Origin of the sequence: Pseudonocardia sp. (genome assembly GCF_029263155.1) — a bacterium.
GTDB lineage: Bacteria > Actinomycetota > Actinomycetes > Mycobacteriales > Pseudonocardiaceae > Pseudonocardia.
Map to the genome: position 1 here is coordinate 16,129 of NZ_JAJCYB010000094.1, position 19,868 is coordinate 35,996.

Below are 19,868 nucleotides of genomic sequence, written 5' to 3' on the forward strand. Positions count from 1 at the left end.
TCGGCCTGCCGTGGCACTGGGGAGGCTGCGGGTGTCGGTGTACCGCTGGAGGACCGGTTCGGTCAGGGATGACCGACGGCCTCCCGGAACTTTCCAGTAGAGAGAATGCATGTGTCAAGAACAGAAAGAAACGGAGGGCAGTCGACCGTCATCGAGCGGGGGCGGGGGTCGGCGCGTACCGGGACCGGATCTCGGCCCGGCGCCGCCCCGCTTCCCGGCCGCCATCCAGGTGCGTCGCCGGTGCCGTGGTGCACGGCGGTCGGCCGGGTCCGCCCCCCGGGAAGTCGCCCACGTCGATCCTCTGCATCGCCACTCCCGGGGGTCACGTCTTTCTGCTCGTCGCACAGTGGATCTGACCCTAAGAAGCCTCGCCTGTACGGGCAAGTCCCCTCGGTCCCCGAAATCTGGTGGTTGACAGCTTCGTTCGCCCGGCGCAAAAATCCGACCTATGCGTCCAGCGAGGTACATCCGATGAACACGCCGCGACTCGGCGTGACCGGGCTCGACCACGTCGCGCTCTCGGTCCCCGACCTTCGAGCGGCGCTCGACTTCTACGTCGAGCACTGGGGGCTCGTCGAGGTCGCGGAGGATCGGGGCCGCCACCACCTGGCGACCGGACAGGCCCGTTTCGCCGCCCTCGTGCTCTCGGCGGGCCCGGTGCTCGCCCTGGACCACCTCGCCTTCGGCGTGGCCTCGGCCGAGGCACTGGACGGCCTCGCGTCGCGCCTCACCGAGGCCGGGCACCCTTGCGCCCGGGTCGAGCCCGGCGCGCTGGAGCCCGGTCAGACCCACGTGGTGCGAACCCAGGACCCGGACGGCAACACCGTCGAGCTGGTTGTCGGGCCCGCGGCCACGGTGGAACGGCCCGCCGTCGACCGGGTTACGCCGCTCAAGCTCGGCCACGTCGTACTCGGTACGCCCGACCAGCGTGCCGCGGAGATGTTCTACGCCCTGCTCGGCTTCCGGACGACGGACCGCACGGCCCCCGGAATGTGGTTCCTACGGTGCAACGCCGACCACCACACCCTCGCGCTCGTGCCGGCGCAACGGCCGTGGCTGCAGCACATGGCCTACGACGTGGGCACCGTCGACGAGGTCATGCGCGGTATGGGAGCCCTGCGCGCGGCGGGCAGCGCGCCCATCTGGGGACCCGGCCGGCACGGCCCGGGCAACAACGTCTTCACCTACTACGAGGACCCGGCGGGAATGATCATCGAGTACTACGGCGAGCTCGAGCAGTTCTCCGAGCTGGACCTGGACGCCGAGATCCCGGTCAAGGACTGGGGGCCGGAGCACAAGGGCGACCGATGGGGGATCGCGGGCCGCCCGCCCGCGTCGTTCACCTCCGCACCCACCGCGGCAGGTGAGCGGTGATCGGCACCGAGGCCTTCGACGGTCTGCACGCGATCATCCCCACGCCCGCGCGTCCCGGCGCCGACCGCTGGGACGCGACCGACACCGTCGACGTCGACGAGACCGCGCGGCTGCTCGACGCGCTGATCCGCGACGGCGCGACGGGCATCATCGCGCTGGGCACGACCGGGGAGTGCGCCACCCTGTCCGCCGCCGACTTCGAGACCGTCGTCGGATGCGTCGTGGACACCGTCGCGGGCCGCGTCCCCACGTTCGTCGGCGCCACCGCCCTGGGCACCCACGACGTGGTGCGGCGGCTGCGGTTCGTCGCCGACCGCGGCGCGACCGGCACCCTGCTCGGGCTGCCGATGTGGCAGCCGCTGACCACCGACACGGCCGTGCGCTACTACCGCGACATCGGCGAGGCCTTCCCGGACCTGCCCGTGATGGTCTACGCCAACACGCGGGCCTTCCGGTACGGCTTCCCGCTGGAGTTCTGGGAGGGCGTGCACCGCGAGGCGCCCACCGTCGTGGCGGCCAAGGTGTCGCGGGCGCCGAACCTCGTCGACATGATCGAGGCGACCGGCGGCCGGGTGCGGTTCCTGCCCAACGAGATGAAGGTCCACGAGTTCCACGCGATGTCACCGGCGACCACCACCGGCTGCTGGGCGACGGCCGCCGCGATGGGCCCGGAGCCCGCGATCGCCGTGCTCGACGCCCTCGCCGGTGGCGACGCGACGGCCGTCGAGTCCGCCGCCCGCGACATCGCGTGGGCGAGCGAACCCATCGAGCCGATGCTGGCGGACCACGAGTTCTTCGCCTCGCACAACATCCAGGTGGAGAAGGCGCGGATCGAGGAGGCCGGGTACTGCAACCCGGGCCCGGTGCGGCCGCCCTACGCCGCGATGTCACCGGAGCACGACCGGGCGGCCCGCGAGTGCGGCAGGCGGTGGCGGGAGCTGCGCGACCGTCGAGCTGCCACCGTGGCCGTTGCGGCCGGGGAGGCCACTGGTGGCTGACCGGCACCGGCTGCAGGTGAGCTGCGCAGGACACCTGTCGGACCGCGTCGTCGACCTCCATACCGGGGCGGTGGCCCCCGAGGGGATCGACCTGCACTACATCCCGCTGACGCCCGCCGAGGCCTTCCGCCGGATGCTCCGCGGTGAGTTCGACGCAGGCGAGATGTCGCTGTCGACCTACATCCTCACGGTCGCCCGCGGCGAGAGCGACTTCGTGGCGATCCCGGTCTTCCCCTCCCGGACGTTCCGGCACAGCGCGGTCTACGTCCGCACCGGGGCGGGCGTGGTCGAACCCGGTGACCTCGTCGGCCGCCGCGTCGGGGTGCCCGAGTACCAGATGACCGCCGCACTCTGGGTGCGCGGCATGCTCGAGCACGAGTACGGCGTACGCCCGGCGGACATCGAGTGGGTGACCGGCGGGCTGCGCGATCCCGGTCGGCGCGGCCTGGTCGAGGTCGAGGTCCCCGGGGTCCGCATCTCCCGCGAGGAGGAGCGGTCGCTCGACGAGCTGCTGCTGGCCGGGGAGATCGACGCCATCGTCGCGCCCCAGGCGCCGCCGTCGTTCACCGCGGGATCGCCCGCGGTCGCCCGGCTCTTCCCGGACTACCGCCAGGTGGAGACCGACTACTACCGCAAGACCGGGCTGTTCCCCGTCATGCACACCGTGGTGCTCACGCGGTCGCTCTACGAGGCGCACCCCTGGGCCGCCGTGAGCCTCTGCCAGGCCTTCGACCGGGCCAAGGCACACGCGATGGAGCGGCTGCTGACCCGCGAACCGCTGCCGGTGACCCTGCCCTGGGTGCAGGACGAGATCGACCGGACGCTGGAGGTCATGGGCCCGGACTTCTGGCCCTACGGGCTCGAGGCCAACCGGGCGGTCCTCGACGCGGCCTGCGGGTACCTCGTGGAGCAGGGGCTGTGCGACCGGCGCGTGGACCCCGGCGAGCTGTTCGCCCCCACCGTCGTCGACCTGGCCGGGATGCGGGTCCTGTGAACGCGCCCGTGCTGCGGGTCGGGATCGTCGGACTCGGTGGCGCCACGGTCTCGATGCTGCCGAGCCTGATGGCCGACGGGCGGATCGCCGTCGCCGGGGTGGCCGACGTGCACGCGCCGGCCCGGGAGCGGTTCGCGGCGGACTTCGGGGTCCCGGCGTACGACCGGGCCGAGGACCTCGCGGCGGACCCGGGGGTGGACGCCGTCTACATCGCGACCCCGCACGCCGTGCACGCGGAGCAGGCGATCGCGGCGCTGTCGCTGGGCACCCACGTGCTGGTCGAGAAGCCGCTCGCGCTGACCGTCGAGGACTGCCTCGCGGTGGACGCTGCGAGCCGGGCGAGCGGCGCCCAGGTCGTGGTCGGGCACACCCACGCCTTCGACCGGCCGGTCCGGCTGATGCACGAGATCATCGTGAGCGGCCGGCTCGGACGCGTGGCGATGATCAACAACTGGAACTTCGGCGCCTTCCTCTACCGGCCCCGCCGCCCCGACGAGCTCGACACCGCCCGCGGCGGGGGCATCATCTTCAACCAGGTACCGCACCAGGTCGACGTGGCCCGCCTGCTCGGCGGCGGGCTCGTCCGGTCGGTGCGGTCGTCGGCCTTCGTGCTCGATCCCGCCCGGCCGACTGAGGGCAGCCACACCACGTTCCTCGACTTCGAGGACGGGGCCGCGGCCGGCCTGGTGTTCAGCGGCTACGACGGCTTCGACTCCGACGAGCTGCACGGTTGGGTCGACGAGAACGGCAGGCGGCGCGGCCCCGCGCACGGCGCCGCCCGGCGCTCGCTGCGCGCCCTCGGCTCGACGCCCGAGGTCGAGCTCAAGACCGGCCGTGGCTACGGCAGCGGGCAGGCCACCGACCCGCCGCCCGGCCCGCTGCACCAGCCGCACTTCGGCGTGCTGGTGGTCAGCTGCGAGGGCGGGGACCTGCGTGCCACGCCGGAGGGCGTCGTGCTGTACGACGAGGCGGGCGCCACCGAGTTCCCGGTCCCGTGCGACGGGCCGTTCCCCGACAAGAGCCTCGTCGTCGACGAGCTCTACCGGGCCGCGGCGCTCGGCGAACCCTCGCCGCACGACGCCGCCTGGGGCGCCGCCACCGTCGAGGTGTGCCGCGCGATCCTGGCCTCCGCGCAGGGGCGCCGCGAGGTCGTCCTCTCCCACCAGGTCGCCGCGGACCGGGCCCGCCGCACGTTCGACGTTCCCACCACCATCCGATGACCACCTGCTAGGGGTGCCCATGCTCGTCCTCGACTCGATCAGCAAGACCTTCTCGCAGCCGGGCGAGGGCGGACCGGGGGTCGCCGCCGTCTCCGCGGTGAGCCTCGACGTGCGCAAGGGCGAGTTCGTCTCGCTGGTCGGTCCGTCCGGCTGCGGCAAGTCGACGCTGATCAACATCGTCGCGGGGCTGACCGACGACTACGAGGGCCGCGTCCTCATCGACGGCCGGCTGGTACGGGGGCGCCACCCCGAGGTCGGCATGGTGTTCCAGGAGGACTCGACGTTTCCCTGGTTGACGGCGTGCGAGAACGTCGAGTTCGGGCTCCGGATGCGGGGTGAGCCGGCCCGGTCGCGGCGGGAGAGCTCGCGCGAGATGCTCGCGCTGGTCGGGCTGGGGAGCTTCGCGGACCGGTACCCGGCGGAGCTCTCGGGCGGCATGCGACAGCGGGTCGCGATCGCCCGCGCCCTCGTCCTGCAGCCGCAGATCCTGTTGATGGACGAGCCCTTCGGCGCGGTCGACGAGCAGACCCGGATCGTGCTCGGCGAGGAGCTGCTGCGCCTGCAGGAGCAGCTGCAGCAGACGCTCGTGTTCGTGACCCACAACCTGGGCGAGGCCGTCACGTTGTCCGACCGCGTCGTGGCCATGACGGCCCGGCCGGCTCGCATCAAGGACGTCCTGACCGTCGACCTGCCGCGGCCGCGGGACTCCTCGGTGATGGAGTCCCCGCAGTACTCGCTCCTCGTCGCGCGGCTCTGGCAGCTGCTCCGCGAGGAGGCCCTGCACACCTTCCGCGCCGCGGAGAGCACGGTGTCGGGCGCCTGACTGCGAAGGTCCGGGTTTTTCATTCGGCCCCGCAACAGCCGTTGACATGCTGCCTGGCAGAGTGCAATTCTGTTTCTACCGCAAAAGTCGGACGAATAGCTGAGAGGTGAGGACGTGGCCGAGGCAGTGTTCATCGACCGCACCGGCGCGGGACCCCGGAGCTCGGAGCTGTGGGAGCCGATCCTGGTGCCCGCCGAGGTGCTGGCGGACCAGATCGACCGGTTGAGCGCCGCGCCCGCTCCCGCCGACGGCCGCCGCATCGCGGTGATCTCCCACCCGAGGGCGGTGGACGGCAGCCGGGGCCTCGCGCCCGGCATCCACTGTCAGCTGGAGGTCCTGCTGCCCGGCGAGCGGACGCTCCCGGTGCGGCACAACGCTTCGGAGATCAACTTCTGTGTGGAGGGCTCCGGACGCGCGATCGTGGGCGCCGAGACGGTGGAGTACCAGCAGTACGACACCTGGATCCACCCGTCGATGACCACCTACTCGCACGAGAACCCGACGACCGAGCGGCAGGTCCGCCTGACCTACAGCAACGAGGCCCTGCTGGAGGCCATGCGGATCCACGTGGTGGATCCCTCCGCGGCCCGGCAGAGCCTGCCGGCCGAGCGTGCGGCCGGCGCCGCCCGCGGTTCGGGGGCCGTCGCCGAGCACGAGCTGATCGACCTCGACGAGCGCGGCTCCGCGCTGATGTCCTACGAGGCCGCCATCAACCCGCCGGTCGTGACCCAGGAGGTCCTGCACTGGCCGTGGCACGCGGTCCGCCCGCCCCTGGAGGAGCTCGCGGCGCTCGGCCCCGAGTACCGCGGCCGGCGGCTGTACGTCTTCTACAACCGGGCCACCGGTCGCACCAACGGCACCGGCCCGACGCTGTTCGCCTCGATCTGCATCCGCCCGGCCGACGTGGTCGACCGGCCGCACCGGCACAGCTCGGCGGCGATCAACTACTTCTTCTCCGGTCACGGCCACAGCGTCTCCGGGGGGAAGACCTTCCACTGGAAGGCGGGCGACCTCATGCTCACCGCCCCGGGCTGGCTCGTGCACCACAACGCCTCCGGATCCGAGCCGGTGCTCGAGCTGACCGTGCAGGACCAGCCCTTCACCCTCGCCGTCGACGCCTTGCTGTGGCAGGAGGACCTCGCGGGCGAGATCCGGCTGCTGGGCTCGCACGCCGGCTTCGCCACCAACCGGGCCGAGGTCGTCGCGGCGACCGGCTGACCTCACCCCACCCGCCACCCCGACAGGGAAGGGATCCCCATTCGATGGCCCCCACCACGACCGCACCCACCACGACCGGGCCGTACGCAGCCAGCTACGCGGCCCGGCGCGCCCAGCTCGACGGCATCCGCGACCGGGACTGGCCGCTGATCATCTCGAACAAGCCGCACGCGCCGTCCGGCGGGCGGACGTTCGCGACCTACGACCCGGCCACCGAGGCCGAGCTGGCGCAGGTCGCCGACGGGGACGCGGCCGACGTCGACCTCGCCGTCCGGTCGGCCGAGCAGGGATTCGAGGCGTGGCGCCGCTACTCCCCGCAGGGCCGCGCCGCGGCGGTGCGGGAGCTGGCCGCGGCGCTGCGCGAGAACGCCGACGAGCTGGGGTTCCTCGACGCCGTCGACGGCGGCAGCCCGTTCACCTCGATGCGGACCGACGCCCTGTGGTCGGCCGACTTCCTCGACATGTTCGCGGACTGGGCGCTCATGATCAAGGGCGAGACCTACCCGGCCACCGGGACCGGCCTGCACTACTCGCGACTCGAGCCCTACGGGGTCGTCGCCCGCATCATCCCGTTCAACCATCCCGTCCTCTTCGCGGCCGGCAAGCTCGGGGCGCCGCTGATGGCGGGCAACGCGGTGATCGTCAAGCCGCCGCCGCAGGCCCCGCTGTCCGCGATCCGGATCGGGGAGATCGCCGCGGAGATCCTGCCGGCGGGCGTGGTCAACGTGATCACCGGGGCCGGCCCGGCCACCGGCGCCGCGATCTCCGCCCACCCCGGGATCCCGCGGATCGCCTTCATCGGCAGCGAGCGGACCGGGCGGGAGATCCAGCGGGCCGGTGCCGAGGCCGCGGTGAAGCACGTGAGCCTCGAGCTCGGCGGCAAGAACGCCATGATCGTGCTGCCCGACGCCGACGTCGAGCGTGCGGCGCGGGGCGCGGTGTCGGGCATGAACTTCACCGCCAGCCAGGGGGAGTCCTGCGGGTCCAACTCCCGGCTGCTGGTGCACCGGTCGATCGCCGACGAGATCGTGTCCCGGGTGGTCGAGCAGGTCGAGCGGATCCGGGTCGGGGTGCCGATCGACGAGTCGACCGAGATGGGCGCACTCGTCTCCCGCGAGCACTACCAGCGGGTCTGCTCCTACGTGGAGTCCGGCGTCGAGGAGGGCGCGGTGCTCGCCACCGGGGGTGCCCGCCCCGACCACCTGCCCCACGGCTACTTCCTCGCGCCCACCGTGTTCGCCGGGGTGAGCCCGACCATGCGGATCGCGCAGGAGGAGATCTTCGGGCCGGTGCTGTCCGTGCTGACCTTCGACGACGAGGACGAGGCCGTCCGGATCGCCAACGACGTCCGCTACGGCCTGACCGGGAGCGTGTGGACCAGGGATCTGGAGAAGGCCCATCGCTTCGTCGAGGACCTGCAGGCCGGCTTCGTGTGGGTCAACGACTCCGCCCGGCACTTCCCCGGAGTGCCGTTCGGCGGCGTGAAGGCCTCCGGGATCGGCAAGGAGGAGAGCTACGACGAGATCGTCAGCTTCACCCAGACCAAGGTCGTGAACATCCGCCTGCGTCCGGAAGGGTGAGGCCGCGGTGACGCTGACCACGAGCGCGGAGTCCATCCTCGAGCGGGCCCGGCGCGACGTCGAGGACGGGCTCGTCCCGGCCGAGATCTTCAACGACCGCGGCATCTACGAACGGGAACTCGGACGCATCTTCACCCGCTGCTGGGTGTTCGTCGGCCACGAGAGCGAGCTGCCGGACCCCGGGGACTACCGCCTGCGCCGCATCGGCGAGGACTCCTTCATCTTCCTGCGCGGCGACGACGGCGTGATCCGGGTCCTGCTCAACTCCTGCCGGCACCGCGGCAGCACCATCTGCCGGCTGGAGGTCGGCAACACCGCGACCTTCCGCTGCCCGTACCACGCCTGGACCTACGACAACCGGGGTGAGCTGGTCGGCGTGCCGTCGCGCACGACCGCCTACCGGCAGCTCGATCTCGCGGAGTGGGGGCTCGTCCCCGCCCCGAAGGTGGACCGGTACCACGGCCTGGTCTTCGCCTGCCTCGATCCGGACGGGCCGGCACTCGAGGCCTACCTCGGCCGGTTCCGGTGGTACCTCGACATGCAGCTCGCGGCCACCGAGGGCGGCATGGAGGTGCTGGGCGAGCCGCACCGCTGGCGGGTGCCCGCCGACTGGAAGTCCGGCGCGGAGAACTTCACCGGCGACAGCTCGCACACGCAGATGACCCACCGGTCGATCCTCACGCTGGGTCTGGCCGACGAGGCGACGGCGGGCCGCGTCGGGGGGGCCAACGGCGTGCACGTCAACGACCTCGACGGACACGCGATCAGCCTGCGGTTGCTGGCCGGGACGGGGGAGGCGTTCCTGGGGTACCCACGCGAGCTCTGGCCCGCCATCGAGAACGGCCCGCTCGCACCCGGCCAGATCGACCTGCTGCGGCGCGGCCTGGTGCACGACGGCACGGTCTTCCCGAACTTCTCCTTCATCCACTTCGGCGGGGTCATCGACAGCGGCCGCCCCGCGTCGGGGTTCCTGAGCATGCGGGTCTGGCAGCCGCTGGGCCCCGGCGAGATGGAGGTGTGGAGCTGGATGCTGGCTCCGCGGGAGGCCTCGGCGGAGTACAAGGAGCTCGCCTACCGAGCCGGCATGACCACCTTCAGCCCGAGCGGGCACTTCGAGCAGGACGACACGATCGTCTGGAGCGGGATCGCCCGCTCCGCACGCAGCACCTTCGTGCGCAAGCAGGGCATCCGCTTCAACTACCAGATGGGCATGGCCGGGATGGCCGACACGGCACCGATGCCGGACTGGCCCGGTCCAGGACGGGCGTGGCCGTCGAACGCGGGGGAGAGCGGCCTGCGGGCGTTCCACCACCGGTGGCTCGAGCAGATGGTGGGACCGTGAGCGCCGGCCTGCGGGCGGTCGCGAACTCCACCGCGGCCGCCGAGACGCCGGCGGAGTTCCTCGTGCGGGAGGCCGGCCTGCTCGACGACAACCGGCTGCCCGACTGGCTCGGTCTGCTGGCGCCGGACATCGACTACCGGGTGCCGGTGCGGGTCGCGCGGGGCACCCGCGCCGACGGGGCGTTCAGCGACCGCGCGTTCTACTACAAGGAGGACGCCGCGTCGCTGGCCGCGCGGGTCGAGCGCCTCGGCACCGACGAGGCGTGGTGCGAGCACCCCCCGACCGGCACCCGCCGGATGGTGAGCAACGTGCGGGTCGAGGACGCGGTCGCCGGCGGCCTGCTCGTCGTCCGCAGCAACCTGGCGGTCTTCTGCTACCCGGACGACTCGCCGACACCGGTGATCCTGACCGCGGACCGTCAGGACGCGTTGCGCCCCGGCGGCGACTCGTGGCGCCTGAGCACCCGCACCGTCCACCTAGACGGGCTGGTCCTCGGACTGCGATCGCTGTCGATCTTCCTCTAGCCGATCGACTCCTGAAGGAGCGAGCACGCATGCACCCGTCACCCGGCCTCGTGCCGATCACGACCGTCCGAGCCACGCGAGGCCGCCGTGCGCGGGTCCTCGCGACCGGCATACTCGCCTGCCTGGGGCTGATCGCCTCGGCGTGCGGTTCGGGCCCAGAGCCGTCCACGCCGGGGATGACACCGCTGCGGCTGTCCATCGGTCACGAGGTCCTCTTCGACGTCGCCGCGTTCGACGCCGTCGCCCAGGCCAACGGCTTCTACGCCGCCGAGGGCGTCGAGGTGACCGACCGGCAGTACCCGGCCGGCTCGGGTGACGCCGTGCAGCTCCTCGTCTCCGACACCGTCGACGTGGCCCTCGGCGTCGGCATGTTCGCGACCTTCGCGGGTGTGCAGAAGGCCCCGATCGACATCGTCAGCTCGGAGTGGCAGGGGTACTCCGACATCGTCTACTACGTCGCGGCGGACTCACCGGTCCGGTCCCTCGCCGACGTCAGCGGCCTGAGGGTGGCGACCAGCCGCCCGGGCTCGTCGACCGACGCCCTGTGCAAGGCGCTACAGGCCCAGCTCACCGCGACCGGCCGCCCGCCCAACGAGTGCGCGGTCATCGGCAGCCCGCCGGACAACTTCACCGCGGTCGCCACCGGGCAGATCGAGGTGGGCTGGACCACGCCCCCGTTCTTCTACGACGAGCTGGCCAGCGGCCGCATCCGCCAGATCGGCACCGGTGACGACCTGGACCGCTACCGCGGCACCACCTCCCGGGTGAACCTCGCCAACCACGCGGTGATCGAGGAGGACACGGCCGGCGTGCAGGCCTTCTTCCGGGCCTACCAGCGGGCCATCGACTGGACCTACGACAACCCCGAGGAGGCGGCGACGATCTGGAGCGACGCCGCCGACGTCGAGCTCACCCCGGCGCTGCGGGACGCGGTCTACGACGTCTACCGCCAGGACCGCGTGACGCTGCGGTCGATCGACGGTCTGGACGTCAACCTGGACGCGGCCGCCGAGTTCGGGATCCTGGAGGAGCCGCTCTCCGAAGCCGACGTCCGGCAGCGGATCGTCCTCGACAGCGTCCTCCCCACCAGCTAGCGCCGAAGATGGAGACCCGAGACCTCACCGTCGCGGTGACGAACCCGGACGCGCCGGGCCCGCCCCCGGGAGGACGACCCCGCCGGGAGCGCCGACGCGCCTCCCTCGACCGGCTCGCCCCGTGGTTGCGCGCGCTGTTGATCGTCGGGGTCGTCGGACTGCTGGAGCTGGTGGTCGGCCTCGGCCTGATCAACCCGCTGTTCGTCCCGAAGCCCAGCGACGCGCTGGCCGAGCTCGTCGGCGACGCCGGCGAGTACGCACGCCTGCTCGGCACCACGCTCTACGAGACGGCGGTGGCCTTCCTCGGTGCCGCGGTGATCGGGTCCGGTCTGGGCTACCTTCTGTGGCGCCACCGCGTCCTGGCCGCGGCCGTCGAGCCCGTCCTCGTGGGCCTGTTCGCCTCCCCGATCATCCTGCTCTACCCGATCTTCCTGATCGTCCTGGACCGCAGCGTGACCGCGGTCATCGTGCAGGCCATGATCGGCGGGATCATCCCGACCGTCGTCACGACCCAGCGGGCGCTGCACGGGGTGCGTGCGACGTACCTGAGAGCGGGTTATCTCTACTGCCGCAACCGGCGCCAGAGTTTCGTCAACGTGCTGCTCCCGGCGGCCATGCCCGGGATCGTGTCCGGTCTGCGGCTCGGGCTGACCTACACGCTGCTGACCGTGCTGGCGACCGAGTACCTGACCAACATCGGCGGCATCGGGGCCGAGATCTCCGGCGCGTACACGTTGCTGCGCACCGACCGGATGTACGCGGCGCTGATCCTGGTCCTGGTGCTCACCTCGGCGTTCCTGTACGGCCTCGACCGGCTCGAGCGGGCGTTCCACGCGAAGGGTGGGCAGGGATGATGACGGTGCCGACGAACCGGGGGTGGCTCCTGTCCGGCGTCCGGGCGATCCGGGTGCTGCTCCTCCTCCTGGTGCTCGCCCTGTGGGAGACGGTGGCGTCCTTCGGCGGGAGCCTGCGGTCCTACGTCCCGCACGTCTGGGACCTGGCGGCGGCGCTCGGACGGGTCCTGGGCGAGGAGGAGTTCGGGGCGCACGTGCAGGCGACCCTCATCGCGCTGGGCAGCGGCGTCGCGATCGGCGGGGTGGCCGGGATCCTGGTCGGGCTCGCCATCACCTCGGTGCGCAGCGTCCGCTTCGTCCTCGAACCGGTCGTGCTCTACCTCGGCGCCATCCCGAAGATCGTGCTGTACCCGCTGTTCATCTACACGCTCTCGGTCGGGATGGCCTCGAAGGTCGGCATGGCCTCGCTCAGCGTGTTCTTCCCGGTCGCCGTCAGCACCGTCGGCTCGGCGTGGCTGGTCCGCCCGGTGTGGCTCCGCGCGGCGACGGTGCTCGACGCCGGTCGATGGCAGGCGGTCCGTCACGTCGCCCTCCCGGCGATGCTCCCCAGCATCCTCACCGGGGTCCAGCTCGGGGTCGCCGCCGGGATCGTCGGCACGGTCGCCGCTGAGAGCAAGGTCGGGAAGGAGGGCATCGGGCACATGGTCATCGACTACTACTCCCGGCTCGAGCTCCCGGAGATGTACGTCCTGGTACTCCTCGTCTTCGTGTGCGCCTCGGTGCTCGCGATCGGGATGAACCGGGTGCTCAAGGGGCTGCGGAAGGCCGAGGAGCGGCAGTCGAACCAACCCCTCCTGCTCTAGCGCTGTCGCCCGTTCCCCCATCGCTTCAGAGGCACGACGAGAGAGAGACCGATGATGTTGCACCACGTGATCATGTTGCGCTGGGTCGAGGGCGTCACCGACGAGGCCAAGCAGGCCGTCGTCGACGGGCTGATGGGCCTCCGCGAGGAGATCGACACTATCCGCGCCATGCGAATGGGCTTCGACCTGGGCATCCGGGCCGACAACTTCGACTTCGCGTCCCTGATCGAGTTCGACGACGAGGCCGGGTACCTCACGTTCCGCGACCACCCGGCGCACCAGAAGGTCATCGTGGAGCACATCCGCCCGGCGATGGCCGAGCGGGCCGGCGTCGTCTTCACCGGTCCCTGACGACTCCGCTGCTGACGGGACAACCATGCGCTTGGGCACGATCCGCTACTCGTCCGGCACCCGCGCGGTCCGGCTCGAGGACGACGGTGCCGTCGTCCTCCCCTTCGACGACGTCGGTGCGCTGCTGCGCTCCGGGAGCGACTGGCGGACACACGCGAGCGCAGCCGGGGAGCGCGTCGGGCTGGACGCGGTGCGCCATCGGCCGGTGGTGGTCGCGCCCGAGAAGGTCGTCTGTGTCGGGGCGAACTTCGACCGCGGCACCGGGGAGCCCCGGCCCCGGTTCCCCAGCCTGTTCACCAAGTTCCCGCGCACCCTGATCGGCGCGGGTGAGGACATCGACCTTCCCGCACCCTCGGTCAGCGAGCAGGTCGACTGGGAGGTGGAGCTGGCCGCCGTGATCGGGACGGAGGTGCGCCGGGAGCCGGAACGCACCGCCGCCCGGGCGATCGCCGGGTTCACCGTGCTGAACGACATCTCGGTGCGCGACTGGCAGTGGCGCACGTCGCAGATCTTCCCGGGCAAGAACTTCGAGCGGACGACGCCGCTGGGACCGCACATGGTCAGCGTGGACGAGGTCGCCGACGTCGGGGATCTGGAGCTGTCCTGCGAGGTCGACGGGCAGCGCGTGCAGCACGGCCGAGCGGCGGACATGATCTTCTCGCCGGCCGAGGTCATCGCCTACGTCAGCACGTTCACGACGCTGGTACCCGGTGACGTGGTCGCCATGGGAACGCCACCGGGCAGCGGTGTCACGCGCGTGCCGCCGGTGTTCCTCGCCCCCGGGCAGGTTGTCCGCTCGGTCATCAGCGGCATCGGTGAGATGTCGAACCGCTGCGTGGGCCCGCGATGACACCGCGCGCGACGGACGGGGCGGCGACGGGTCGGGCGACGTTGCCGGTCGACCGGATCCGACCGGCCTACGAGCAGATCGCCGGCCAGTTGCGGGCGTTGATCGTCCAAGGTGCCCTGGCTCCGGGGGATCGACTCCCGGTGGAGACGGAGATGGCCGCCGCGTTCGGGGTGAGCCGGGGAACCGTCCGTGAGGCGCTGCGGCTGCTGTCCGCCCGGAACCTCATCTACTCCACGCGCGGGGCCACGGGGGGCTGTTTCGTGGCCCCCACCGATCCGGCGGCCATCAGCGAGTACCTGGAGACCGGGATCGGCCTGCTCAGCGGCAACAACAGTGTCGGTCTCGACGAGTTGCTCGAGGCCCGGCAGCTCCTCGAGGTCCCGGCGGCCCGCCTGGCCGCCCAGCGCCGCAGTCCCGAGCACCTGGACGAGATCCGCGCGGCGCTGAGGAGCGAGATGGCAGAGACCGAGAGCGGGGTGCGCCACCACCATCATCGGCGGTTCCACGTCATGGTCCTCGCTGCGGCAGGCAACCGGCTGCTCGAGGTGATGACCCTGCCGATCTTCGGTGTGATCCGTACGCGCTTCGTCATCGAGCCGCAGGGATCGCAGGCGCCACCGCTGGATTTCTGGCGGGGCGTGGACTCGGATCACGAGGAGATTCTCGACGCGATCACGGCGGGCGACAGCGAGGCGGCGGGGACCGCGATGTTCGAGCACCTGCTCCGGCTGAACGCGACGTACCTCAAGGCTGCCGACGCGGCGAGCGCGTCATGACGCCGCAGCCGGACGACGAGATCGATCTCGCCGGGCTGACCCCGGGGGAGCAAGCCCTGTGCATCCAGCTCGGAAGGATCCGGGCCGACGTGGCGGTGCTCGGGGACAAGATCGTCTTGACGATGGTCATTCTTGCGATCCTGATGTTGTTGGCGGCTGTGGCGCTGGCCGTGTGCATCGGCATCGGCTGGGGGTAACGCTCCGCCCTGGAAACCTGGGCTCTTAGCTTAGGCCGCCCAGCGCCAGAACCGATCGCTCATCGATCGACTGGGCGTCGAGCGCCGTGCCCGTCGGGGAAGGTCTCGCCGCCGCGGACGGTGAGCTCCAGTGTGGACCGGTCGATCCAGCGGTAGCTGCGCATTGCCGCAGGCCCCACCCTGCCGCGTCTGTCTGCCCGCACCGGCTATCGCAGGTCCCCTCAGGCCACCGGATCCAGGACGTGGAGCGCGACGAATCGCTCGATCATGGCGTTCACCTGCTCCGGGACCTCGAACTGGTGGAAGTGGCCGGAGCCGACGGTCTGACCCACGACGACACGGTCGAAGGTGCGGAGGCGCTGCAGGTCGGCGAGCTGCTCTTGGGCCGCGATGTAGAGCGTCGGGACCTGCAACTGCGCCAGGGGGGTCTCGGTACGCCTACAACACCAACGGCCTGACCAGCCACCGCCTCGACGATGCGCTGACGCTCCTCGCCGACTGCGGCTACGACGGCGTCGCGCTCACCCTCGACGTCGCCCACCACGACCCGTTCGCCCCCGACCTGCCCGGGCGCACCCGGGCGCTGGCGCGACGCCTCGACGGGCTGGGGCTGGCCAGCGTGGTCGAGACCGGGGCGCGGTGCCTGTGCGGTCGTCGGCCGCGCCGCCACGGAGCCGAGCACGACGTGGCCACCCTTGGCAGCGGCCGCAGCGGTGACGCCGGAATCGGATGTCGCGGGCGTCCTCATGGCGACGGTGGCGAGTCCGGGGCTGAGCATCACCGCTCCTCCCAGCGGTGGCGGTGTCCCGAGGGAGACGCCCGAAGGTCAGCACAACGCGGTGGGGCGAGCGGCGAAGAACCCGCCGGCCCAGTCCGATCGGGTGGGACGAGCCTCGCTGCGCTCGGACACCTGCGGTGTTCCCACCCCGATCCGACGAGCCCGGGTTCCCCGCCGTCCCTACCGGGACCCCACCGCGCCGCGCTGAGGCCAGGGCCGCGTCACCCACCGACACCCCGCTCCGATGAGAGGAACCCGAGATGAACAAGATCACCTTCCACGGCAACGTCACCGACAAGCCCACGCTGCGGTTCGCCCGCTCCGGGATCCCGGTCACCACCTTCACCGTCGCGACCAACCGGCGCCGCCTCAACCGGGGCACCGGCCGCTGGGTCGACCTGCCCGCGGTGTTCCACCGGGTGGTGTGCTTCAACGGCCTGGCCGAGAACGTCGCGGCCAGCCTGGACAAGGGCGCCACCGTCGCGGTCACCGGCGAGTTCGCCGACGACTCCTTCAAGCGCGAGGACGGCACCGTCGTGCGGCGGATCCAGATCGAGGCCGCCGACGTCGCCGCGAGCCTGCGCTACGCCACCGCCACCCTGGTCAAGAACCCCCGGACCGGCACCGAGGCCGCCACGGCCGAGCCCGGCGACGAGGCGCGCGCCGACCGCGACGACACCGGCGCCGAGCCGGCCGAGTCCGACGCGGGTGACCGGCCCGCGCTGGAGCTCGTCGGCTCCGAGTGAGCCATCCGGTGGTGGGCCCGAACCACCCGGTCCGGGCCCACCGCCGCGCTCTGCCCGCGCCTGGTCGCCGTCCGGGCGTCGGCGTCGCCGTTCGGTGGTGTTGAACGCGTCGTTCCTCGCGTCGTCGGCGCACCGTGCCCGCCACTCGCGGCCACGCGCCGGCCACGGGACCGCCACGCGCGGGCGGCACGGTCGCGGCGCGGCCCTGCGGAGCGGCGGGCCGCTCCCTGTGCCCCGACGCGAGGAGGACCACCATGACCCACACCTCGACCGACCACACCACGTACCGGCACGCCGATCCGCAGGCGCCTCCGGATCGCCTGCGGCCGCAGCCGCTCGCGGCGGCCGCGTTGCGGGCCGTCGCCGCGGGATGGGCGGTGTTCCCCGTGCGGCCGCGCGGCAAGGTCCCGGCGGTGCGGGGCTGGGAGGACGCCGCCACGCTCGACCCCGAGCGGATCCTCGCCTGGTGGGCCGGTGCCGCCTGGAACATCGGGGTGGCGGCCGGACGGTCCGGGTTGCTCGTGATCGACCTCGACGTGCCCGCCACCCGTCCGCACGCTGCCGCCGCTGCCGAGGCGGCCGGGGGCTGTCCGTTTCGCGACACCGGACGCAACGTGGCGGACGACGCCGATCCGGTCGGCGTTGCCGAGGCGGTCACCGGGTCGGCCGTGCTGCGCAGGCTCGCCGCAGACGCTGCTGTCGCGCCGCCGTGGGACACCTTCACGGTCGCCACCCCGTCCGGGGGACGACACCTGTACTTCCGCCAGCCCAACGGCGCCGGACTGCGCAACACCCAGAATGCGCTCGGCCCGCTGATCGACACCCGCGGCCACGGTGTTGTCGCGGCAGTCGGCGTGTCCAGGCGAACATGTGTCCTGATTGAGGCGCTTCGGGGCCGGCCGCGGCGGCCGAGATCGTCACCGGCGTGTGTCTCGTTTCCTCGCGCCGCGAACGCGGCGGGAGCGACCGTCGGAGGGCGGCGGCGATGACGTGGAATCCGTTGCTCGGTGCGGCTCTGGACGCGGCCGACCGGGGTTGGCACGTCTTCCCGCTTGTCCGGGCGGGCAAGGTCCCGGCGCTGCGTAACTGGGAGCAGCGCGCGACGACCGACAAGCGCCAGATCTATCGGTGGTGGGCGAACGCGGAGGCGAATGTCGGCGTGGCAACCGGGAGGTCCGGGTTGGTCGTGATCGATCTGGATGACGGCCGCGGCGCCACCGCGCCGGAGCGGTTCGTCGGCGCGCGCAACGGTCGGGACGTGCTGGCCATGCTCGCGGCGGAAGTCGGCGTGCCGGTTCCGACCGACACCTATGAGGTCGCGACCCCCGGCGGCGGGAGCCACTTGTACTTTCGGTCGACGCCCGGGCTGGTGCTGCGCAACACCGTCGGCTCGCTCGGCTGGAAGATCGACTCGAGGTCGGTTGGTGGCTACTGTGTGGCGGCCGGCAGCGCCGGTGAGGACGGCGTCTACCGGGTTGTGCGGGATGGCGAGATCGCGGAGCTGCCGGGCTGGCTCGCGCGGGCGCTGACCCCGGCACCGCCGCCTGCGCCCGGTCCGCCGAAGAATTTGTCGGCGGGACGCGCGAGCGCCTATGCAGGGGCGATCCTCGAGAGCGAGACACGGGCGGTGGCCGCGGCGCGCACCGGCACCCGGCATCGCGCGCTGCTCAAGGCCGCCCGCACTCTGGGGCGCCTGGTCGGGGGTGGCGAGCTGGCTGACCACGACGCCCGGGCCGCTCTGTTGCAGGCCTGCAGCGGCCACGTCGGAATCGATGGGTGCACCCTCGACGAGGTGCGTCGAACGATCGAGGACGGCGTCGCGTATGGAAGGCGCCTTCCCCTGCGGGTGAGCCGCGCGCAGCCGAGGACAGAGCAGGCCCGGCCGCCGCGACTGGACCGAGCGTGAGGGAGTCCTCGGCGACCCGTCATAGCCGGCGTGCTGGGTATCGGCGCCGCCTGGTCCTGCCGGGCTCGTGCAGGGTTCACCCGAGGTGGCCGAAGAGCCGGTCGCCCTCGTCGCCGAGCAGGAAGGCGAAGCGGGCGAGGTCGGCTTGCAGGTCGGCCAGGCCGTAGGCGGCGTGCGCGAAGCGCTGCAGCGAGGCGTTCAGGGCGGGCCCGTCGGTGCTGTCGAACCAGTCGCCGATGAAGGTGAGTATCTCGACCAACTCGACGGCGTCGCCGAGGTCGAGACTGACCGTGGCGGGCCGGGGGTCGACGGACATTCGCGCAGCCTAGGACCGGGTCCGGGTGGGCCGGCCGGTGCTCTCCGGTCGATGCTCGGATGTCGGAGGTCTCATCGGGAGGTCGGCAACCGGCGCACCTGGCCTGCTTGGGCGGCCTGTTGACGCAGGCGCAGGAGCTCGTCGTGTTGGGCGGCCAGCCGGGACACCGCCTCGTTCCGGAACGCCTTCAGGTCGGTGAGCTCGCGGTCTCGGTCGGCGACCCGCGTGTTGAGCTGGGCTATCTGGGCTTGGAGCCGGTCGATCCGAGCGTCGCGCGGGTCGCTGAGCTGTCCGGCGTTGCGCTGTTGCTCGCGGCGGCGTTCGAAGTCGTCCTTGAGGTGGCGGTAGGTGCTGTAGAGGGCGGCTCGGCTCAGGCCGGCGTCGCTGGCCAGGGTCTTGACGTCGCATCTGCCACCGACTGGGAGGTGCCCGCCCAGGAGCCGGTCCGCGGCGGCGCGGATGCGGTCCTCGGTGTGGCGGCGCTGCTGCTCGTTGATCCTCACCTGGGGTGTGTTTCGGGTTCGTCGTCGTGGGCGCCTCGAGACGCGGTTGCGGCGTCGATCTCGTCGAGCACTCGCGCGGCGCGCTCGTGCTCGTGGTGGAGCCGGCGCTTCTCCGCCGGGGGCACTCGGGGGTTTCCGAGGAACTGGCTGATCGTGTCGGCGGTGTCCGCCCAGACCGGGCGGTGTTCGCGGTGGTGGGTGGCCTGCGGGCAGCGCGCGGAGTCACACATGCCGATCAGGGGCCGCGTCGCCGTGGTCGCGGCGGCCAGCCGCAGGCACAACGCCTTGCTCGGATCGGTGAACCAGCAGAAGTTCGCCGCCCCGACATGCAGGACGTCGGCCTGCTGGCGCAGCAGGTTCTCCAGCCGGCGGCCGGTGGGCAGCACCGCGGGCTCGCCGGGCTGGGGTTGCAGCGCGGCGTCGATGTGGTCGAAGCGCTCGATCAGGGCGCGGGCGCCGGGCCCGGTGGGCAGGATGCCCCGCTCTGGCGACGTCGGATATTGGAACTGTCTGAATGCCCTGTCTCATGACGTGGTCCCCCGGCGGCTGACGTCGGCGGCGTAGGTGGTCCAGTCTCCGGCGCTGGCGCGCTGCCAGGTGACTGCGACGTCGATGTGGATG

23 protein-coding genes are annotated in these 19,868 nt (G+C 72.1%); 19 read left to right on the forward strand and 4 right to left on the reverse strand.

Annotated features, from left to right (window positions below):
* Positions 1–471: 471 nt before the first annotated feature.
* The 16 genes from Q1K26_RS19145 to Q1K26_RS19220 all read left to right on the forward strand — a co-directional run bounded on the left by Q1K26_RS19145 (position 472) and on the right by Q1K26_RS19220 (position 14,998).
* A complete protein-coding gene (locus Q1K26_RS19145; RefSeq protein WP_300014695.1) occupies positions 472–1,374 on the forward strand; it encodes a VOC family protein in 903 nt (300 codons plus the stop codon).
* Complete coding sequence (locus Q1K26_RS19150) at positions 1,371–2,372, forward strand: dihydrodipicolinate synthase family protein (protein WP_300014697.1); 1,002 nt, start codon at positions 1,371–1,373, stop codon at positions 2,370–2,372. The genes Q1K26_RS19145 and Q1K26_RS19150 overlap by 4 nt, the downstream gene beginning before the upstream one ends.
* On the forward strand, positions 2,365–3,366 hold the full coding sequence (locus Q1K26_RS19155; protein ID WP_300014698.1) for an MqnA/MqnD/SBP family protein: 1,002 nt from the start codon (positions 2,365–2,367) through the stop codon (positions 3,364–3,366). The genes Q1K26_RS19150 and Q1K26_RS19155 overlap by 8 nt, the downstream gene beginning before the upstream one ends.
* Positions 3,363–4,586, forward strand: a complete 1,224-nt coding sequence (locus tag Q1K26_RS19160; protein ID WP_300014700.1) for a Gfo/Idh/MocA family oxidoreductase — start codon at positions 3,363–3,365, stop codon at positions 4,584–4,586. The genes Q1K26_RS19155 and Q1K26_RS19160 overlap by 4 nt, the downstream gene beginning before the upstream one ends.
* Before the next feature lie 19 nt (positions 4,587–4,605).
* Positions 4,606–5,409, forward strand: coding sequence for an ABC transporter ATP-binding protein (locus tag Q1K26_RS19165; RefSeq protein WP_300014751.1), 804 nt, complete (start codon positions 4,606–4,608; stop codon positions 5,407–5,409).
* Between the two features lie 114 nt (positions 5,410–5,523).
* Positions 5,524–6,627, forward strand: a complete 1,104-nt coding sequence (locus Q1K26_RS19170) for a cupin domain-containing protein (protein WP_300014703.1) — start codon at positions 5,524–5,526, stop codon at positions 6,625–6,627.
* A gap of 44 nt (positions 6,628–6,671) precedes the next feature.
* Positions 6,672–8,207 (forward strand): aldehyde dehydrogenase family protein, encoded by a 1,536-nt coding sequence (locus Q1K26_RS19175; RefSeq protein WP_300014706.1) that lies wholly within the window; start codon positions 6,672–6,674, stop codon positions 8,205–8,207.
* A gap of 7 nt (positions 8,208–8,214) precedes the next feature.
* Complete coding sequence (locus Q1K26_RS19180; RefSeq protein WP_300014709.1) at positions 8,215–9,549, forward strand: Rieske 2Fe-2S domain-containing protein; 1,335 nt, start codon at positions 8,215–8,217, stop codon at positions 9,547–9,549.
* Positions 9,546–10,073 carry an aromatic-ring-hydroxylating dioxygenase subunit beta gene (locus Q1K26_RS19185; RefSeq protein ID WP_300014712.1) on the forward strand — a complete coding sequence of 176 codons (528 nt, stop codon included), beginning with the start codon at positions 9,546–9,548 and terminating at the stop codon, positions 10,071–10,073. The genes Q1K26_RS19180 and Q1K26_RS19185 overlap by 4 nt, the downstream gene beginning before the upstream one ends.
* Positions 10,074–10,249: 176 nt before the next feature.
* Positions 10,250–11,167 (forward strand): ABC transporter substrate-binding protein, encoded by a 918-nt coding sequence (locus Q1K26_RS19190; protein WP_300014715.1) that lies wholly within the window; start codon positions 10,250–10,252, stop codon positions 11,165–11,167.
* Positions 11,168–11,175: 8 nt separating this feature from the next.
* The gene (locus Q1K26_RS19195; RefSeq protein ID WP_300014718.1) at positions 11,176–12,021 is read left to right on the forward strand and encodes an ABC transporter permease subunit; all 846 of its coding nucleotides are present in this window, start codon (positions 11,176–11,178) and stop codon (positions 12,019–12,021) included.
* On the forward strand, positions 12,018–12,824 hold the full coding sequence (locus tag Q1K26_RS19200) for an ABC transporter permease subunit (protein ID WP_300014720.1): 807 nt from the start codon (positions 12,018–12,020) through the stop codon (positions 12,822–12,824). The genes Q1K26_RS19195 and Q1K26_RS19200 overlap by 4 nt, the downstream gene beginning before the upstream one ends.
* 51 nt (positions 12,825–12,875) lie before the next feature.
* Positions 12,876–13,175: a Dabb family protein gene (locus tag Q1K26_RS19205; RefSeq protein WP_300014723.1), complete on the forward strand. Its 300-nt coding sequence runs from the start codon at positions 12,876–12,878 to the stop codon at positions 13,173–13,175.
* Between the two features lie 25 nt (positions 13,176–13,200).
* Positions 13,201–14,025 (forward strand): fumarylacetoacetate hydrolase family protein, encoded by an 825-nt coding sequence (locus tag Q1K26_RS19210; protein ID WP_300014726.1) that lies wholly within the window; start codon positions 13,201–13,203, stop codon positions 14,023–14,025.
* Complete coding sequence (locus tag Q1K26_RS19215; protein WP_300014729.1) at positions 14,022–14,801, forward strand: FCD domain-containing protein; 780 nt, start codon at positions 14,022–14,024, stop codon at positions 14,799–14,801. Before Q1K26_RS19210 ends, Q1K26_RS19215 begins: the two co-directional genes overlap by 4 nt.
* Positions 14,798–14,998 (forward strand): hypothetical protein, encoded by a 201-nt coding sequence (locus Q1K26_RS19220; protein ID WP_300014733.1) that lies wholly within the window; start codon positions 14,798–14,800, stop codon positions 14,996–14,998. The genes Q1K26_RS19215 and Q1K26_RS19220 overlap by 4 nt, the downstream gene beginning before the upstream one ends.
* 221 nt (positions 14,999–15,219) lie before the next feature.
* Here Q1K26_RS19220 and Q1K26_RS19225 read toward each other — a convergent pair whose 3' ends face one another.
* Positions 15,220–15,411: a hypothetical protein gene (locus tag Q1K26_RS19225; protein ID WP_300014753.1), complete on the reverse strand. Its 192-nt coding sequence runs from the start codon at positions 15,409–15,411 to the stop codon at positions 15,220–15,222.
* A gap of 625 nt (positions 15,412–16,036) precedes the next feature.
* Here Q1K26_RS19225 and ssb point away from each other — a divergent pair.
* The 3 genes from ssb to Q1K26_RS19245 all read left to right on the forward strand — a co-directional run bounded on the left by ssb (position 16,037) and on the right by Q1K26_RS19245 (position 18,428).
* Positions 16,037–16,522, forward strand: coding sequence for a single-stranded DNA-binding protein (gene ssb, locus Q1K26_RS19235; protein WP_300014736.1), 486 nt, complete (start codon positions 16,037–16,039; stop codon positions 16,520–16,522).
* 254 nt (positions 16,523–16,776) lie between these two features.
* Positions 16,777–17,511, forward strand: coding sequence for a bifunctional DNA primase/polymerase (locus tag Q1K26_RS19240; RefSeq protein ID WP_300014739.1), 735 nt, complete (start codon positions 16,777–16,779; stop codon positions 17,509–17,511).
* A complete protein-coding gene (locus tag Q1K26_RS19245) occupies positions 17,508–18,428 on the forward strand; it encodes a bifunctional DNA primase/polymerase (RefSeq protein ID WP_300014741.1) in 921 nt (306 codons plus the stop codon). The genes Q1K26_RS19240 and Q1K26_RS19245 overlap by 4 nt, the downstream gene beginning before the upstream one ends.
* A gap of 76 nt (positions 18,429–18,504) precedes the next feature.
* Here the strand turns inward: Q1K26_RS19245 and Q1K26_RS19250 are convergent, their stop codons facing one another.
* The 3 genes from Q1K26_RS19250 to Q1K26_RS19260 all read right to left on the reverse strand — a co-directional run bounded on the left by Q1K26_RS19250 (position 18,505) and on the right by Q1K26_RS19260 (position 19,633).
* On the reverse strand, positions 18,505–18,744 hold the full coding sequence (locus Q1K26_RS19250; protein ID WP_300014743.1) for a hypothetical protein: 240 nt from the start codon (positions 18,742–18,744) through the stop codon (positions 18,505–18,507).
* Positions 18,745–18,815: 71 nt separating this feature from the next.
* Entirely contained in the window at positions 18,816–19,247 is a 432-nt protein-coding gene (locus Q1K26_RS19255) for a hypothetical protein (RefSeq protein ID WP_300014746.1), read from the reverse strand.
* On the reverse strand, positions 19,244–19,633 hold the full coding sequence (locus Q1K26_RS19260) for a hypothetical protein (protein WP_300014748.1): 390 nt from the start codon (positions 19,631–19,633) through the stop codon (positions 19,244–19,246). The genes Q1K26_RS19255 and Q1K26_RS19260 overlap by 4 nt, the downstream gene beginning before the upstream one ends.
* Between the last annotated feature and the right edge of the window lie 235 nt (positions 19,634–19,868).